14 protein-coding genes and 1 tRNA gene are annotated in these 16,095 nt (G+C 58.9%); 4 read left to right on the plus strand and 11 right to left on the minus strand.

What is annotated here, in order from left to right; genetic code table 11:
- From QZ298_RS02380 to dapF, 3 genes are all read right to left on the minus strand, one after another.
- A partial coding sequence (locus QZ298_RS02380) for an alpha/beta fold hydrolase (protein ID WP_296005140.1) occupies positions 1–574 on the minus strand: 574 nt, incomplete at its 3' end.
- Between the two features lie 7 nt (positions 575–581).
- Positions 582–764, minus strand: a complete 183-nt coding sequence (locus QZ298_RS02385; RefSeq protein ID WP_296005141.1) for a hypothetical protein — start codon at positions 762–764, stop codon at positions 582–584.
- A 25-nt stretch (positions 765–789) separates the two neighbouring features.
- Positions 790–1,596: a diaminopimelate epimerase gene (dapF, locus tag QZ298_RS02390; protein WP_296005142.1), complete on the minus strand. Its 807-nt coding sequence runs from the start codon at positions 1,594–1,596 to the stop codon at positions 790–792.
- A 207-nt stretch (positions 1,597–1,803) separates the two neighbouring features.
- On the opposite strand from dapF, the gene QZ298_RS02395 reads away from it, so the two are divergent.
- Positions 1,804–2,550, plus strand: coding sequence for a nitroreductase family protein (locus QZ298_RS02395; protein ID WP_296005143.1), 747 nt, complete (start codon positions 1,804–1,806; stop codon positions 2,548–2,550).
- Between the two features lie 4 nt (positions 2,551–2,554).
- Positions 2,555–4,930, plus strand: coding sequence for a BamA/TamA family outer membrane protein (locus tag QZ298_RS02400; RefSeq protein ID WP_296005144.1), 2,376 nt, complete (start codon positions 2,555–2,557; stop codon positions 4,928–4,930).
- A gap of 62 nt (positions 4,931–4,992) precedes the next feature.
- On the opposite strand, the gene QZ298_RS02405 is transcribed toward QZ298_RS02400, so the two are convergent.
- The 6 genes from QZ298_RS02405 to QZ298_RS02430 all read right to left on the minus strand — a co-directional run bounded on the left by QZ298_RS02405 (position 4,993) and on the right by QZ298_RS02430 (position 11,763).
- A complete protein-coding gene (locus tag QZ298_RS02405) occupies positions 4,993–5,943 on the minus strand; it encodes a helix-turn-helix domain-containing protein (protein WP_296005145.1) in 951 nt (316 codons plus the stop codon).
- Between the two features lie 259 nt (positions 5,944–6,202).
- Entirely contained in the window at positions 6,203–6,736 is a 534-nt protein-coding gene (locus QZ298_RS02410; RefSeq protein WP_296005146.1) for an OmpH family outer membrane protein, read from the minus strand.
- Between the two features lie 32 nt (positions 6,737–6,768).
- On the minus strand, positions 6,769–7,275 hold the full coding sequence (locus tag QZ298_RS02415) for an OmpH family outer membrane protein (RefSeq protein WP_296005147.1): 507 nt from the start codon (positions 7,273–7,275) through the stop codon (positions 6,769–6,771).
- Positions 7,276–7,430: 155 nt separating this feature from the next.
- Entirely contained in the window at positions 7,431–10,040 is a 2,610-nt protein-coding gene (locus QZ298_RS02420) for a POTRA domain-containing protein (RefSeq protein WP_296005148.1), read from the minus strand.
- A 28-nt stretch (positions 10,041–10,068) separates the two neighbouring features.
- The gene (uppS, locus tag QZ298_RS02425; protein ID WP_296005149.1) at positions 10,069–10,782 is read right to left on the minus strand and encodes a polyprenyl diphosphate synthase; all 714 of its coding nucleotides are present in this window, start codon (positions 10,780–10,782) and stop codon (positions 10,069–10,071) included.
- 96 nt (positions 10,783–10,878) lie between these two features.
- Positions 10,879–11,763 carry an NAD(+)/NADH kinase gene (locus QZ298_RS02430; protein ID WP_296005150.1) on the minus strand — a complete coding sequence of 295 codons (885 nt, stop codon included), beginning with the start codon at positions 11,761–11,763 and terminating at the stop codon, positions 10,879–10,881.
- Between the two features lie 119 nt (positions 11,764–11,882).
- Here QZ298_RS02430 and QZ298_RS02435 point away from each other — a divergent pair, with 119 nt between their 5' ends.
- The gene (locus tag QZ298_RS02435; RefSeq protein ID WP_296005151.1) at positions 11,883–12,605 is read left to right on the plus strand and encodes a pyridoxine 5'-phosphate synthase; all 723 of its coding nucleotides are present in this window, start codon (positions 11,883–11,885) and stop codon (positions 12,603–12,605) included.
- A 4-nt stretch (positions 12,606–12,609) separates the two neighbouring features.
- A complete protein-coding gene (locus QZ298_RS02440; RefSeq protein ID WP_296005723.1) occupies positions 12,610–14,013 on the plus strand; it encodes an HD domain-containing protein in 1,404 nt (467 codons plus the stop codon).
- Positions 14,014–14,099: 86 nt separating this feature from the next.
- Here QZ298_RS02440 and QZ298_RS02445 read toward each other — a convergent pair.
- Both QZ298_RS02445 and QZ298_RS02450 read right to left on the minus strand, forming a co-directional pair.
- Positions 14,100–14,172, minus strand: a tRNA-Met gene (locus QZ298_RS02445).
- A 137-nt stretch (positions 14,173–14,309) separates the two neighbouring features.
- Complete coding sequence (locus tag QZ298_RS02450; RefSeq protein ID WP_296005152.1) at positions 14,310–16,094, minus strand: (Fe-S)-binding protein; 1,785 nt, start codon at positions 16,092–16,094, stop codon at positions 14,310–14,312.
- Between the last annotated feature and the right edge of the window lies 1 nt (position 16,095).

The following is a 16,095-nucleotide window of genomic DNA, read 5'->3' on the forward strand; positions in this document are numbered from 1 at the left end:
TGCCTTCCAGCAAGGCGACGATACCCGCGTCTTCAGTAAGGAAGACTTGGTCGGCCAAATCTTCGATCGCATCTTGCAGGCGGAGGCGGTTTTGCGGGGCGAATCCTGCCGCGGGGGCTACACGTGCCAGGGTATCTTTCTTCCCGGCCTTGACTAAGGCGATTTCCCGACGGCGGTTTTCGGCTTTTTCCGGTGTGTCGGCATTGGGGGTTGAACTCAACAAAACCACCCCCTCAAGCATGTCGGGGTGTCTTTCCAGAAAAGCCAGCGCCACATAACCGCCCATCGAATGACCCACCAACGTACAACGGGACACGCCAAGTCTCCGAAGGCCTTCCGCGACTGTGTCGGCCAGAAATTCCATCGTGTGTACGTTGCCTTTCACTTCGGAAATGCCGTGTCCGGGCAGATCAAGCGTGATGACGCGTACATTTTTGTAAAGCAGGGGTACGAATTCTTCCCATACCAAGAGCGATTCGAGGTAGCCGTGCAGCAAGACTACGCAGCGGTCGCCGTGTTCGGAATCGCAGATGTGCAGGGCCGTGGTGCCGGCCATGATGAATTTTTCGGTCATGGCACTGCTATTCTTCGTCGAAATAATCCAGTGCCGATTCCCGTTTGGGGCGGGGCAGGTCGTCGTCCTCGTCGTCCATGCTGCTGTATAGGGCATGGCGTTCCTTTCCGCTCTTGTGGAGCGGTTCGAGCCGTTTGGCTTTGCGAAGTTCGTCGGTATCGCGGGTGCGAACTCCTTTGTCTGTTTTCATGGGTGGAAACTATGAGAATGGATTTTCAGAGATCGGCTGTGTCGAATGTCCCTTCGAATACGCGTCGTGCCGGCCCTGAAAGCCGGATGCCGGTGTAGCGTTGCGTGCCGGGCATGTGCGTGAAGGCCACGCGGAGCAGGCCGCCCGGCACATGGATGAGGAACGTGTCGGTCTGCGGATGCCGTGCAAAATTGGCTATGACGGCGGCCGCCGCCGCTCCTGTGCCGCAGGCAAGGGTTTCGTTTTCGACGCCGCGTTCGTAGGTGCGCATGCGGAGCGTGTTTGCGTTGACGATTTCGACGAAATCGACGTTGGTGCCTTGCGGGAAGCGAGCCAGGTCGTTGCGAATCTGCCGGCCCCGGGTCAAGACGTCGACTGTGGCGGTGGCGGCGACGAATTCTACATAATGAGGTACGCCCGTGTTGAGAAACCACCAGCCTGCGCCTGCGTCGATGCGTTCGACATCGATCAGTCCGACCTCGATTTCGCCTGTGGAAGCGTCTGCCTGCCGGACAATGGCTTTGTGACGGCCGTCTGTGGCGTCGAACGACTTTTCACGGCCGCCGATGCCCAGATGCTCGGTAAAGAGCGTGAAACAACGGGCGCCGTTGCCGCACATTTCGCCCGCCGACCCGTCGGCGTTGTAATAGTGCATCGTACAATCGGCGCCGCGGCCGGCTGTGAGGGTCATCAGCCCGTCGGCACCGATGCCGAAATGCCGGTCGCACAAGCGGGCGATCCGCTGCGGATCGGGTGCGAAGCCGCCCTCGCGGTTGTCGATGAGGATGAAGTCGTTGCCGGCGCCTTCGTATTTGGCAAAAGCTGTACGCATGGTTCACTCGTGCGGTTATCTCACGACAAAAATAGTAAAACTTCTAAAAGTTTTACTATTTTTGTCGAGGATTGATTGCCGTTCGGCCCGGCGATGCTTCGGGCGAGGTGTCCGGCTTGCCGGAACGGCGGCGGCAAAACATGCGTCCGGAGGTTCGGGCGCTTGTTTGTATCGTTTTTGCAGAATGTTTTCAAAACAGGAATCACTATGAAGAATGTGCTTTTCAAGCATCGGTCTATACGTAAGTTTCGTCCGACACCTATCCCTGAGGAGGTGTTGCAAAATTGTCTCGAAGCGGCGGCCCGAGCTTCGACGTGCGGCAACATGCAGCTTTATTCGCTTGTCGTCACGCGCGACAAGGCGCTGCGCGAGCGATTGGCGCCGTGTCATTTCAACCAACCGATGCTGGAGCAGGCGCCATGTCTGGTAACCGTGTGCGCCGACGTGCATCGGTTCACGATGTGGTGCGAGCAGCGAGGTGCCGACCCGGCCTACGACAATCTCGTTTGGTTTCTCAATGCGGCGACCGATGCCCTGCTGGCCGCGCAGAACTTCTGCGTGCAGGCCGAAATGCACGGCCTGGGGATCTGCTACCTCGGTACTACGCTGTACACGGCGGCCGAGATCATCCAGATATTGGAGCTTCCCAAGGGGGTAATTCCGCTCACGACCGTGGTGGTCGGATACCCCGACGAGACGCCTGAGCTGACCGATCGGCTGCCGCTCGATGCGGTTGTACACTACGAAAAATATTCCGACTACACGGCGGCCGAGATCGACGAGCTGTGGGCCGAGCGCGAGGAGTCGGAACAGACCCGCCGGCTTCTGGAGGAGAACGGCCTGGAGAATCTGGCCAAGGTGTTTACCGAGCGGCGCTACGTGCGGCGTGACAACCTGGTCTTTTCGGAGTCGTATTTCGCCTTGCTCAAGGAGCAGGGGTTCTTCAACCAGTGACCCGATGCGGAGGGCGCGACGCATAGGGTTCGCCGTGCTGCTGGGCTTCGTGTGCTCGGCATGCAGCGTTACGCGCCATATTCCCGACGGAAAGTATTTCTTGCAGCGGGTGAACGTCGAAACCGATAAGTCGGCGCCCCGCAAGGAGCGGATTCCGGCCGCCGATCTGGAGAAGTACGTGCGTCAGACGCCCAACAAACGGCTGCTGGGCACGAATTTCTATGTGTGGCTCTACGAGCAGGCCGACCCGGAGAAGCAGAACGGCTGGAACAACTGGAAGCGCAAGATCGGCGAAGCGCCCGTGGTGCTGGACATGGAACTGACGCGCAAGAGCACCGAGAACCTCAAGGTCTACATGGACACCAAGGGGTTTTTCTCGTCTGCCGCGTCGTTCGAGGTCGACACCCTCTCGCGCCGCAAACGGGCGCGGGTAGTCTATCGGGTGCGGCAGGGAGCGCCCTATCTGATCGATACGGTGTCCTACGAATTCCGCGACAAGTTTCTGGAACAGATTCTGGCGCCCGATACGGTCAACACCTTGGTGCGGCCCGGCCGGATTTTCGACATTACGATGTTGGATAGCGAGCGGGAACGCATCACAGCTTACCTCAAGGAACGGGGCTATTATAATTTCTCGGTCAACAACATCGAATTCGTGGCCGACACGCTTTTGAGCGATCATCGGGTGGGGGTGCGGATCGTCGTCAAACAGCACCTGACGGGCTACGACGAGCGCGGCCAAGCTGTGATGGACAACAACATGGTCTACCGCATCGACCGTATCAACATTTATCCCGATTTCGACCCGATCGCCCTGCGTACCGATTCGATGCTCTTTTCGCGTCTCGACACGGTGTATTATCGGGGGTTGAACGTCATCTATGAAAAACGGCCCAACGTCCGGCCCTCCATTCTGCGGCAGGCGGTGCCGCTCTACCCCAATTATGTCTACAATTCGGCACAGGTCAACCGCACCTATACCGACCTGATGGCGATGGGGTATTTCCGCAGTGCCCGCATCGCGTTCGTCGAGCAGCCGCAGACGGTCGATGTGACCAACTACGTTTCCTATATCGGCGCTGCGGCCGACTCGACCCGCACGGACTATACTCGGGAGGGCTATCTGACTTGCAATATCTTGTGTACACCGACGCTTCGGCAGAGTTTCAAGGTGGAGTTGGAAGGGAGCACGACCTCCAGTTTCTATGGGCTGAAGGCGACCGTAGGTTACCAGAACCGCAATATTTTCCGGGGTGCCGAATCGTTCGATGTGTCGTTCACGGCAGGTTACGAATTCATGAAGGCGCCCGATGCGCGGAAGAAGCGCGCTACGGAGTTCGCTGCGTCGGTGGGGCTGACCTTCCCGCGCTTTCTGGTGCCGTGGCGGCCGATGCGCTACCGCTCGGTCAACCAGCCCAAGACGAAGATCGAACTTTCGATCAATTTCCAGGATCGCCCCTACTATCGGCGCACGTTGTCGAGCGCCGGCATCTCCTACCTTTGGACCGACTCGCGCTACTCGTCGTTTTCGTTGCGGCCGATCGACATCCACGTGGTGGATGTGGGCTATCTGGACAAGGATTTTCTGGCCGGCACACTCAACAAGTATTTGGAGTACAGCTACCAGCCGCAGTTCATTGCGGGCCTGGCGTTCAGTTATGGCTACAACAACCAGTTCAAGAATCTGGGTGGCAATGCCACGGTAATCCGCTTCAACGCCGAGACGGCGGGCAACCTGATCGACGGGTTGGAACATCTTTTTTCGAAACCCTACGAAGACAAGGGCTACTATCGGATTTTCGGCCTGCGCTATGCGCAGTATTTCCGCACCGACCTGAGCTTGAGCCGCAAGAATATGCTGGGCGAGAAAACGGCCCTTGCATGGCGGCTTTACGGCGGTGTGGCGATGGCCTACGGCAATTCGCCGAGCGTGCCGATCGACCGCCAGTTCTATGCGGGCGGCAGCAACAGCATGCGCGGCTGGACACCCCGTACGCTGGGGCCGGGATCGGTGCCCGATCCCCACAGTCCGTTCCCGGTGCAGACGGGCGACGTGAAGCTGGAGGCCAACCTGGAACTGCGCTTCCCGATCTGGGGCATCGTACATGGTGCGACGTTCTTCGATGTGGGCAACATCTGGTATATCCGCACCGATCCCTCGGAATATTCTGACGATGCGGTGTTCTACTTCAACAAGTTTTACCGCCAACTGGGCTTCAACACAGGCTTAGGTCTGCGTCTGGACATCAAATTCGCCGTGCTGCGTCTGGACTGGGGCATTCAACTGCACAATCCCAACAACCCGGCGGGCGAACGCTGGATACACAACTTCCGGTGGAAGAACACGGCGCTGAACTTCGGCGTGGGGTATCCGTTCTGATGAAAAACCAGTAGTGCGCCAGATGTTGGAAAATGGCTGTTTAAAGGGTTTTCAATAGTAGTTTAAATATCCGAGCAGACACCCCCCCCCTCCTCGTTGGTCGTGTCTGCGGCTTTGTATTGCGAGGGCGACATGCCCGTGTTGCGCTTGAAATAGCTGCCGAAGAACGATTGGTTGGGGAAATTGAGCGTGTAGGCGATTTCCTGGATGCTGAGGTTCGAATATTTGAGCAGTGTTTTGGCTTCAAGGATCACATAGATTTCGATCCATTCGGAGACGGAATGCTTGCTGAATTCCTTGACCAGGGTCGTCAGGTACTTGGGCGTGATGCAGAGCTGTTCGGCATAGAATCCTACGCTGCGCTCCGTCTTGTAGTGTTTGCTGAGTTCCTGGAGGAAGCGGTGGAAGTAGTTTTCGGCCCGGCTCGGCTTGCGTTTCTCGGTTTCGGGATGCGTCTCCAGATAGTGCTGCACGGTGTCGCCGATTTTGTAGAGGGTGGCGATGAAGAGTTCGCTGATGATGTGGTTGGCGAAAGCCGAAGACGACGCGTGGATTTCGTGATCCATCAGCGAAATGAAATGTTGCAACTCTTGCCGCTCTTTGGTAGAGATGTCGATGCAGGGATGAGTGCCGAGTTGCAGCAGCAGAGGCATGAGGTGTTTCATGTCGATGTTCATGCGTTGCAGAAAGTGGGACGAAACCACCACCATGTGCCCTTTGAGCGTGCCGTGGGCTGCCTGGATGATGTTTTGCGGCGCGATGAGAAAGAGCGTGTTTTCATGCAGTATGTAGTCGGTCAGGTTGACCGAGACCTGGGTTTCGCCTTCGGTGCCGATACCGATGATGAAGGCATCGATGCGGCAGGGGAAGTGGAACGCCTCCAGGTCGGCCGCTCCGCTGTGGGCGATGATGAATTCTTGCGACGTCGAATTGCCGTAACCTGTTCGGGCGATGAGTTCGCTCAGCGTGAAGTCGGTAATGGACTGGGCGTTTTCTTGCGGTTGGGTATTCATTGTTTCTGAAGTTTGCGACAAATATAGGCAGTTTTTTGCAAGAAATAGTTCGAAAAGTTCGATTGTCGGACGAAATGAACAACAAGCTGGCGATAACGATAAAAGAGAAGCCGCCGCCCGGGTCGAATGCGAAGAAAGACCCCTGCCGCAAACGAATGGCGGTAGGGGTCGTTCTTGCCTTTTCGGGTATGCACCCGGGCTTGGCTGTGTTGTCGCTGCGGCGGGTCGTGGCCGTCGGTCCGTGCCGCCGGTTCGGGTCTTATTCAGCGGCCGGCGCTTCCTCGGTAATGCCCAGTTCGGCACGCACCAGCGGTGCGAGGTCGGTCAGCGTGGCTTCGTCGAAAGATGCCAGTGAGCCGGTGGCCGTATCGAAAACGACCATGTAGCCGTTGGCTTTGGCTACCTTGTCGATGGCGCCCTTGGCTTTCTCGATGATCGGGGTGAGCAGTTCCTGCTGTTTTTTCTGGTAGTCCTGCTGGGCGATCTGCTCGAACTCCTGGCGGCGGTTCTGCAACTCCTGCAACTCCTTCTCCTTGAGCTGACGCACGGCATCGGAGTAGCTGGCATAGTTCTTCTGGTAGTCGGCCAGTTTCTGGTTGAACTCTACGGCTATGGTCTCCAGGTTGTCTTCCAGGTCTTTGCCGTAGGCCTGCATATTGGTGTTCATCTCTTTGGTTTCGGGCATGGCCAGAAGGATTTCCTGGGTGTTGATGCGTCCGAACTTCTGGGCGAAAAGCGACGAAGCGCTCAACGTCAATGCAACCGCGAGGGTCAGCTTGATTACCTTTTTCATAGGGGATAGTTATTCGTTAAGTTTTTGATGCGTTATTTTTTCAAGGCTGCGATTACCTCCTGCGTGCGTTCGGCAGCGGGGGCGGCGTATAGCAGCGTGGGGTTGTTCGACGAGTCGATCACGGCCAAGGCGCCCGCCTGTTTGGCATAGGCTTCGATGGCGGCAAAGACTTGTTTTTGGATCGGAGCGATCATCTCGACGCGTTTTTTCATCAGCTCGCCCTCCTGGCCGAAGAGACTCTGCTGGTATTCGGTTGCCTCCTTTTCGAGGGCCAGAATGGCGTTTTCGCGCGACTGACGCATGTTGGCCGACATGGAGGCTTTCTGCGCCATGTAGTTGTTGTAGTAGGTCTCGATCTCGGCGAAGCGGGCGTCGACCTGCTGCTGGTACTCCTCGGCGAGCTTGTCGAGCGTGGCGATGGCCGTGTTGTAGGCGTCGATCGACTTGAAGATCTTCTCGCTGTTGACTATGATGCAGTTTTGGGCCGTGGCGGCGGAAGCTGCCAGGACGAATGCAGCGATGAACATCAATCGTTTCATAGGATTCGGTTTTAAGTCATATTCCGTTTTGCAACCGTGGGTGTCGGGGCATTCCGGTCGTATTTTTCTGTAAATATAACTTTTTTCTTTCAAATTTATTGCCAAGCAAAGGCTTTATTGGTTCTGTGCGCGCGGTCCGACTGCGTTTTGGAGGTTTAGAACTGCTGGCCCATCACGAAGTGGAACTGGCTGCCGCTTTTCTTGGTGCTGTTGGCCGGGGCGTCGAAGCCGTAGCCCCAGTCGATGCCGAGCATACCGACCACGGGCAGGTAGAGCCGCACGCCGAAGCCGGCCGAACGCTTGATCTTGAAGGGCGAGAATTCGCGCCACGAGTCGAACGCATTGCCGCCCTCCAGGAAGCCCAGCACGTAGATCTGCGACGAAGGTTTGAGGATCACGGGGTAGCGCAATTCGGCCGTGTACTTGTTGTAGCCGCACGAATAGTAGCTCGTCGGGTCGAGCGCGCCGTCTTCGTAACCGCGCATCGAGATGATGTCGATACCGTAGATATTGTATCCCGACATGCCGTCGCCGCCGACCTCGAACCGCTCGAAAGGCGAGACCTTGTTCTTGTTGTAGCTGCCCAGGTAACCCATTTCGGCCCGCAGCATCAAGACCAGATTCGAATTGCGGGTCAGCGCCTGGAACCATTGCGCCTTGAACTGCCACTTGTGGAACTCTACCCAGCGGTAACGTTCCTGGTTGGCGCGGTTGGCCACGGCCGAATTGGAACTGGCGGCCTGCTCTTCGAGTGCTTTGTAGTCCTTGCCGTCCCAGAGCGAATAGGGCAGCGTGGCCTGTACCGAGGCGCTGAACTCCGAACCGCGGCGCGGGTAGATGGGCTGGTCGACGGAGTTGCGGCCCAGCACGAGCTTGAGCGAGAGCAGGTTCGACGAACCGGTTTTGACGATGAACGAATCCCAGCCCTTGAGCGAATAACGTTCGTAGCTGGCTTCGGCGTAGAACGTAAAGTAGGGGTCGGGCCACGAAAGCCGTTTGCCCAGACCTGCCGCCACGCCGTAGGTGCGGAAGTAGCGCGAAGCCTTCTTGGTAAGCCAGTTGGCGTCGTTCTGCTCGGAAATATGGGCCGAGAGGGTAAACGAATTGGGTTTCTTGCCGCCCAGCCAGGGGTCGGTAAAGCTGAATGCGAACGCCTTATAATAAGTGCCGTTGGTCTGGGCCGAAATCGAGAGCCGCTGGTTCTGCCCCATGGGGTAGGGGCGCCAGGCGCCTTTCTTGAAGAAGTTTTTGATCGAAAGGTTGTTCAGCGTGATGCCGACCGAGCCGACGAACGTGCCCGAACCCCAACCGCCGGCGATGTTGAACTGGTCGGAGGCCTGCTCTTCGAGCGCCCAGTTGATGTCGACCAGCTCGTTGTTCACGGGGCGGATGTCGGGTGCGATGTTCTCGGCGTTGAAGTGCCCCATCGAACCCAGCAGGCGCAGCGTACGCATCAACAGCGAGCGGTCGTACAACTCGCCGGGGTAGGTGGTCAGCTCGCGGCGGATTACCTCGTCGTCGACGCGCTGATTGCCTGTTATACCCACGTTGTTGATGGTAAACTGCTTGCCCTCGAATACCTTGACCTCGATGTCGATCGAGTCGGGGCCTACGATGGTTTCGGCCGGGTCGATCTGCGACATCAGATAACCGTTGTTCTGGTAGAGCGACGACACGGACATCGCTTCCAGGTCGGTCTCCTTCTGGATGCCGAGGCGCTTGTGCATGGTCTTCTTGTCGTAGGTGTCGCCCCGCTTGACGCCGAACATGCGTTGCAGCTCCTCGGTCTCGTAGACGGAGTTGCCCACCCACGAGACGTTGCGGATGTAGTATTTGTTGCCCTCCGACACTTGGATGTCGATGCCCAGATGGCGGTCGTCGATCGGGTAGATCGAGTCGCGAACGACGGTGGCGTTGCGGTAGCCGCGCGAGTTGTAGAAGTCGATCAGAAGCTCCTTGTCCTCCTCGAAGTCGTTCTCGTTCAGCTTGGTGTTGCGGAAGAAGTTGATCGATTTCTGGTGCGTCTTCTTGAACGTGCGGCGCAGGCGCTTGTCGGCGAAGTTGTCGTTGCCCGAAAAGTTGATCTTGCCGATCTTGATCTTGTTCTTGCGGTCGATGACGAAAGTGACGGTAACGGCCTGCGGACGCACCGAGTCGTTCTCGATGCGCACCTCGACCTCGGTGTCGCGGAAACCCTTGTCGGCCCAATAATTCTTGATCAACTTCATGTTCTTGTCGATCACGTAGTCCGAAAGTTCGCTGCCGCGCTTGAGCTTGAGTTTTTCGAGCAGGTCTTTCTGTTTGCCTTTCGAGATGCCTTCGAACGCCCAGTTGTAGACGCGCGGCCGCTCTTTGAGGAAGACTTGCAGGTCGAGGCTGTCGCCCTCGATTTCGGCGCCGATCTTCACGTCGGAGAAGAAACGCTGGCTCCAAAGCCGCGAAATGGCGTTGGCGATGAAGTCGCTGGGCAGGTAGATCGAATCCCCGGCGATGAGTCCGGCCGAAGACTTGAGGATTTCGGGGTTGAGGTATTTCACGCCGTGGATGTCGACGTTGCGGATGTGGTAGAGCCGGGGCGTGGCTTCGTGGTGCAGCAGGGGCGCATTCTCCGGAAACGACGGCGCTTCGTCGACCGTCTCTGCATGTTTCCCGGCCGGGGTTTCCTGGGCCGCGGAAACAGGATGCGCGGGCTGCTGGGCGAATGTACCCGCAACACCCGACGTCAGCAACGCCACCGTTGCGAGTACCTTACCGAAATGATTCATCTGTCAATATCTAATCTTCAACTTTCGTTCATTTGACCAGTCCGAACCGCCGGTCGCGCCGGTCGTATTCGGCTATCGCACGGTCGAACTCCTCTTCGGAGAAGTCGGGCCACAGCACCTGGGGGAAGTAAAGTTCGGCATAGGATGCCTGCCAGAGCAGGAAGTTGCTCAACCGCTTCTCGCCGCTGGTGCGGATCACCAGGTCGGGATCGGGATACTCCGCCGTGTCGAGCGCCGCGGAGAGGGTCGCCTCGTCGATCCGCTCCGGGTCGAGTGCCCCGGCAGCGGCGCGTGCGGCGATTTGGCGGGTTGCCCGGGTAATCTCGTCGCGCGACGAGTAGTTGAGCGCGAGGATGAACGTCAGCCGGTCGCCGGCGGCGGTCTGCTCCTCGGCCCGGGCCAGGTGGCTGCGCACTTTCTCCGAAAAACGCGTGTTGTCGCCGATCGTCCGCAGGCGGATGCCTTGGCGCTGCAATTCGGGCGTCTCGTGGATCACGCACTGGCAGAATAATTCCATGAGCGCGTCGACCTCCTGTGCGGGGCGTCCCCAATTCTCGGTTGAGAAAGCGTAGAACGTCAGGTAGCCGATGCCGTAGCGTATGGCCGCGCGCAGCGAAGCCCGGATCGGCTCGATGCCCGCCGCATGGCCTTCGTGCCGCTGCAAGCCGTGCAACTCGGCCCAGCGGCCGTTGCCGTCCATGATGATGGCGACGTGTTGCGGTATGCGTTTCTCTTGGCTCATAATAGGGCACAAATATAGGGAATTTCCCTTGAAAATGAATAATGGAACAGCGAATAGTTGATGGCGGACGGTCGGAATCGAACGTTCATGCCCGGTTCATCGTTTTTCCCGGATGTCTATTCCCCACATCATCTTATTGCGTAACGTGTCGTAAAACGATATATTGTGCGGCATGGCCAGAAAAATCGGTTGTTCGGCCCGTCGGATGGAGAAGGCCGCACTTGAGGCGATGGGGTAGCTGCGGTTGTCGAGCGTGGCGAACGCATCCGAACGCCGTTCGTGCACGCGCAGGGCGATCCGCGCCGTGTCGGGAACCACCACGGGACGCATGGTCAGGTTGTGGGGCGCCAAAGGCGAAATGATGAGGCAGGCGCACGAGGGGGCGACAACCGGGCCGCCGGCGCTGAGCGAATAGGCCGTGGAACCGGTGGGCGTGGAGACGATCACGCCGTCGCCGTGGTAGGTCGCGACCATTTGGCCGTCGACGTAGGTCTCGACCGAAAGCATGTCGGCGCCGTGGCGCTGGACAGTAAACTCGTTGAGCGCCAGCATCGGCCCGGCGGCAGGCACGAAGTCGCCGTGTACTTCGAGCATCGACCGGGGCTGCACGGCCAGTTCGCCGCGGGCGATTTGCCCGAAAACTTGCTCGGCGCTTTCGCTCGGCGCGCCGGTCAGGAACCCCAGGTGCCCTGCGTTGATCCCCACGACCGGAATCGGGGCGCCGCCCAGCCGGTGGACGCCCTCCAGCAGCGTGCCGTCGCCACCGTAGCAGACCATCGTCGTGCCGGCGGGCTGAGGGCCGAGCCGCTCGCCGTACAACTTGTCGGCGGGTATCTCCTCTCCCGTTGCTTCGCGGACGACGGGCGCGAACTCTTCGTTGACGAGATAGTCGAAGCCGTGGCGGCGGAGCGCTTTCAAGAGCTGGCGCACGTCCTCGGTGCTGCGGTCGGCGTTGCCGCGGGAAAAAAGTATGATTTTCATCGGCGGAGTTGCGAAAAAATAAGTAACTTTACCACGCCGGAACGGAGGCTGCGAAGCTGCCGTGCGGCATCTCCGTCCGGCGGTTGCGGACGGCTATCGGAAGCAAAGTTAGTGAAATTATGACAAAGTTGAGTGTTAACATCAATAAGATTGCCGTAGTCCGCAATTCGCGCGGCGGCAATCTGCCCGATGTGGTGCTTGCGGCTACGCGCATCGAAGGATTCGGTGCCGACGGCATCACGGTGCATCCGCGTCCCGATGCCCGCCACATCCGTTACGACGACGTGCGGGCGCTCAAGCGGGTGCTGACGAGCGAACTCAACATAGAGGGAAATCCGATACCGGATTTCGTCCGGCTGGTGCTGGAAGTCGTGCCTGCGCAGGTCACGCTGGTGCCGGACGCTCCCGATGCGATTACCTCCAATGCGGGGTGGAACACGGTGGCCAACAGGGATTTCCTTGCCGAGGTAACGGCCAGCTTCCATGAACGGGGGATTCGGGTTTCGCACTTCGTCGATCCCGATCCAGCGATGGTCGCGGGGGCGAAAGCCTGCGGTGCCGACCGGGTAGAACTTTATACGGAAGCCTATGCCCGCGAATATGCGGCTGGCAGGGAAGCCGCGATCGCGCCCTATGTTGCAGCGGCCGAGGAGGCGCGCCGCCAAGGGCTGGGACTCAATGCCGGACATGATTTGTCGCTGGAAAACTTGCACTATTTTGTGGAGCGGATACCCTGGACGGACGAGGTGTCGATCGGCCATGCGCTCATCAGCGATGCGCTCTATTTCGGACTGGAGAACACCGTGCAGCTCTATCGCCGCGAACTGAAACTTGCCGAATAACCGCGTGCCGCTCTCGAATCCCATATTCCGACGCATTTCGCGCTTGGCCGAAGCCCAGGGCGTGAAAGCTTTCGTGGTGGGCGGCTATGTGCGCGACCACTACCTGTGCCGCCCCTCGACGGATATCGACATCGTGGTGGTGGGAAGCGGCGTGGCTCTGGCCGAAGCGTTGGGACGCGAACTGCACACGAAAGTCTCGGTTTTCAAGACTTTCGGCACGGCGATGCTTCGGGCCGGAGGCGTGGAAGTCGAATTCGTGGGCGCGCGCCGCGAATCCTATACGCATGATTCGCGCAAGCCCCAGGTCGAGGCCGGGACGCTGGAAGACGACCAGCGCCGCCGCGACTTCACGATCAATGCGCTGGCCTGGTCGCTCAACGAACGGACGTTCGGCGAACTGGTCGATCCTTTCGGCGGGCTGGACGACCTGGATGCCTGCATCATCCGCACGCCGTGCGACCCGGACGTGACGTTTTCGGACGATCCGCTGCGCATGATGCGGGCCGTGCGGTTCGCGGCACAGCTGGGTTTCTCGATCGAAGACGAAACTTTCGAAGCGATCCGCCGCAATGCCCATCGCATCAAGATCGTATCGCGCGAACGCATCGCTACGGAACTGAACAAGATCGTATTGTCGCCGATTCCGTCGATGGGCTTCGAACTGCTGGAGTTGACGGGGCTGCTGGAGCTTATTTTCCCCGAACTCCACCGCCTGCGCGGCGTGGAACGGCGGGGACAGCATGCCCACAAGGACAACTTCATCCACACGCTCAAGGTGCTGGACAATGTGGCGCGCCGCTCGGATGACTTGTGGCTGCGGTGGGCGGCGGTGCTGCACGACATAGCCAAGCCGCAGACCAAAGCCTACGACCCGAAAGTCGGCTGGACATTCCACGGCCATGAAGTGGTCGGCTCCAAGCAGGTGCCCGCGATTTTCCGCCAATTGAAGCTGCCGATGAACGAACGCATGAAGTTCGTGCAGAAACTGGTGTTCCTCCATCTGCGGCCGATCATTCTGTCGGAAGACCTGGTGACCGACTCGGCTGTGCGGCGGCTGCTGTTCGAAGCGGGCGACGACGTGGAGGCGCTGATGACGCTTTGCGAAGCCGACATCACGTCGGGCATCGATGCCAAGGTAAAACGCTACATGGCGAACTTCGAATTGGTGCGTCGCAAGATGAAAGACCTGGAAGAACGCGACCGCATCCGCAACTTCCAACCTCCGATTACGGGCGAAATCATCATGCAGACCTATGGCATAGGCCCCTGCCGGGTAATCGGCGAGATCAAGGAGGTAATTAAGAATGCGATTCTCGACGGCGAAATCCCCAACGACTACCAGGCTGCCTACGACCTGATGCTCCGCTTGGCCGCCGAACGGGGACTGGAACGACCGAGCGGGGTGTAAAGAAGGGCTGAATTCCGGCCGGAAGAATGAATCGTAGGCCCATGAATGAAAAAAAGCAGTCATCTTTCGGATGACTGCTTTTTTAGTAGCGGGAGGAGGACTCGAACCTCCGACCTCCGGGTTATGAGCCCGACGAGCTGCCAACTGCTCTATCCCGCGATATATCGTCGAAAAAATCTATCGCTGTTGTGTCCGCAAAGGTAATACAAAAATCGAGCTTTGCAAAACAAAAATCGCATTTAATATTTTATAAAATACTATTGTTTTTATATTCAGTCGGTTATAGTTTTTTGAAATTATCGTCGGATGTGGCCTGCAACGATTTCGGCCAGATCGTGCACCTCTTTGGCGGCACCCCGGGCAATGGCTTTCTTGCACAGCGGGCAAGCCGTGACGATCGTTTCGGCGCCCGTGGCTTCGAGTTCGGCGGCGACGCTGCGGGCCAGGGCGACCTGTTGGCGGTCAGAAATGGCCGTGTTGGCGACCGACGAGCCGCAGCAGAGGGCGTTCTCGCGAGTGTCGGCCGGCTCCAGCAGGCGGCCGATCGCTTCGATCACGGCGCGCGGCTGGTCGTAGATGCCGCTGCCGCGTCCCAGTTCGCAGGGGTCGTGGTAGGTGTAGGCCGTGTCGCCGCGGTCGGTGCGGAGTCGTCCGGATTGCATGAGCCGCAGGATGTATTCCGAGTGGTGGAGCACCTCGATGCCCTCCAGCGCATAGTCTTCGCGGAAGACCTTCAGACAGATCGGGCACGAAGTAACGAGCGTGGCGATGTTGTGTTTGCGGAACAGCTCGGTATTGTAGCGCATCATCTTGCGGGCCGCGTCGGTCTCGCCCGAGAGTTTCAGCGGACGGCCGCAGCAGACGCCGCCGTCGCGGTCGGCCCACCAGACTTCTTCACGTGCGGCCGTGAATATCTGTTCCATAGCCGTGAGGATGCGGGGCGTGAGCAGGGTCATGCAGCCGGCAAAATAGCCGACCCGGCCGGTGCCCTGCGAGCGATCGACCTCTTTCAGATAGGCGTAGCGACGTTTGTCGGGCAGATTGCGCAGTGTGTCGCGGGAGTTGAGTCGCAGGGTGTTGAGGTCGATGCCGACGGGGCATTTCGTGGCGCAGCGGCCGCACATCAGGCAGTTGTCGGCCACCTCGGGCCGCAGCATTTTGTAGCGGCGGTCGCGCAGGAAGTAGACCGACTGCACGTTGTCGATACCCAGCGTGCTCTGCAACTGGCAGGGGTCGATGCAGATGCCGCAGCGGGAGCAGGCCTCGACCTGGAAGTGGTCGTAGGACTTTTTCTTTTCGCCCGAGCGCAGGCGGTAGCGGCGCAGGAAGATGAGCGGTACTTCCGTGAAAATGTGCATGTAGCGTGAGAACGGCATCGCCACGAAGAACAGCCCCAGGCACGACGAGTAGATCCACCAGGCGGCCGCTTCGATGTTGATCGAGGCCATCACGCCAAGATGGTCGTGCATCCAGCCGCCGAGCGTGCCGGTAAGGAACCCCCCGCCGCCATAGAGGGCGCAGGTGGCGCTTTCGGCCACCAGACGGGCCGGGAAGATGATCCACAGCGCGGACAGCGCGATGCGGTCGCCCAGGACATGCTTGGTTGTGCGGCGCATGCCCATCGCCTTGGAATGCAGGCGCTTGCCCCAGGCCAGCGCGACGCCCGAGAGGACGAAGAGCAGCAGCAAGTCCATCACGAAGTCGAAAAACGGCTTGTGGGCGAGTCCGGTTGCAAAATATTTGAAGAACACGTGACCTTGGAGCGGCACATAGTGGAAGCCCAGGTAAGCGATCGTCTCGATCCAGCCCACGGCGATCAGTAAAAACCATCCGAAAGCCAGCGACATGTGCATGTAGCCCAGCAGCGGATCGATCCGGAAGATGCGGCGGTGCAGGAGCGATTCGCAGATCGTCTCGCCCGCGGCATCGAGGGTCGCACGCGAAGGCAGGCCGCGTAGAACAGCCATCTTGTCGGCGCGCGGCAGTCGGTAGAGCCACAGCGCCCACTTGGTCATGACGATGGCGAACATCGCCAAAGCGCCGAGGATGAACGGCAGACAGAAAGGTGCGTAGAAAGTCATC

It is taken from the genome of uncultured Alistipes sp. (assembly GCF_910580175.1).
Taxonomy (GTDB): Bacteria; Bacteroidota; Bacteroidia; order Bacteroidales; family Rikenellaceae; genus Alistipes.

Bases quoted from the DNA above. Each gene is read 5' to 3' on its own strand.
- QZ298_RS02400 (WP_296005144.1), top strand. From the start codon at position 2,555: ATGCGGAGGGCGCGACGCATAGGGTTCGCCGTGCTGCTGGGCTTCGTG.
- uppS (WP_296005149.1), bottom strand. From the start codon at position 10,782: ATGAGCCAAGAGAAACGCATACCGCAACACGTCGCCATCATCATGGAC.
- QZ298_RS02420 (WP_296005148.1), bottom strand. From the start codon at position 10,040: ATGAATCATTTCGGTAAGGTACTCGCAACGGTGGCGTTGCTGACGTCG.
- QZ298_RS02405 (WP_296005145.1), bottom strand. From the start codon at position 5,943: ATGAATACCCAACCGCAAGAAAACGCCCAGTCCATTACCGACTTCACG.
- QZ298_RS02410 (WP_296005146.1), bottom strand. From the start codon at position 6,736: ATGAAAAAGGTAATCAAGCTGACCCTCGCGGTTGCATTGACGTTGAGC.
- QZ298_RS02450 (WP_296005152.1), bottom strand. From the start codon at position 16,094: ATGACTTTCTACGCACCTTTCTGTCTGCCGTTCATCCTCGGCGCTTTG.
- QZ298_RS02415 (WP_296005147.1), bottom strand. From the start codon at position 7,275: ATGAAACGATTGATGTTCATCGCTGCATTCGTCCTGGCAGCTTCCGCC.
- QZ298_RS02435 (WP_296005151.1), top strand. From the start codon at position 11,883: ATGACAAAGTTGAGTGTTAACATCAATAAGATTGCCGTAGTCCGCAAT.
- QZ298_RS02395 (WP_296005143.1), top strand. From the start codon at position 1,804: ATGAAGAATGTGCTTTTCAAGCATCGGTCTATACGTAAGTTTCGTCCG.
- QZ298_RS02430 (WP_296005150.1), bottom strand. From the start codon at position 11,763: ATGAAAATCATACTTTTTTCCCGCGGCAACGCCGACCGCAGCACCGAG.
- QZ298_RS02385 (WP_296005141.1), bottom strand. From the start codon at position 764: ATGAAAACAGACAAAGGAGTTCGCACCCGCGATACCGACGAACTTCGC.
- dapF (WP_296005142.1), bottom strand. From the start codon at position 1,596: ATGCGTACAGCTTTTGCCAAATACGAAGGCGCCGGCAACGACTTCATC.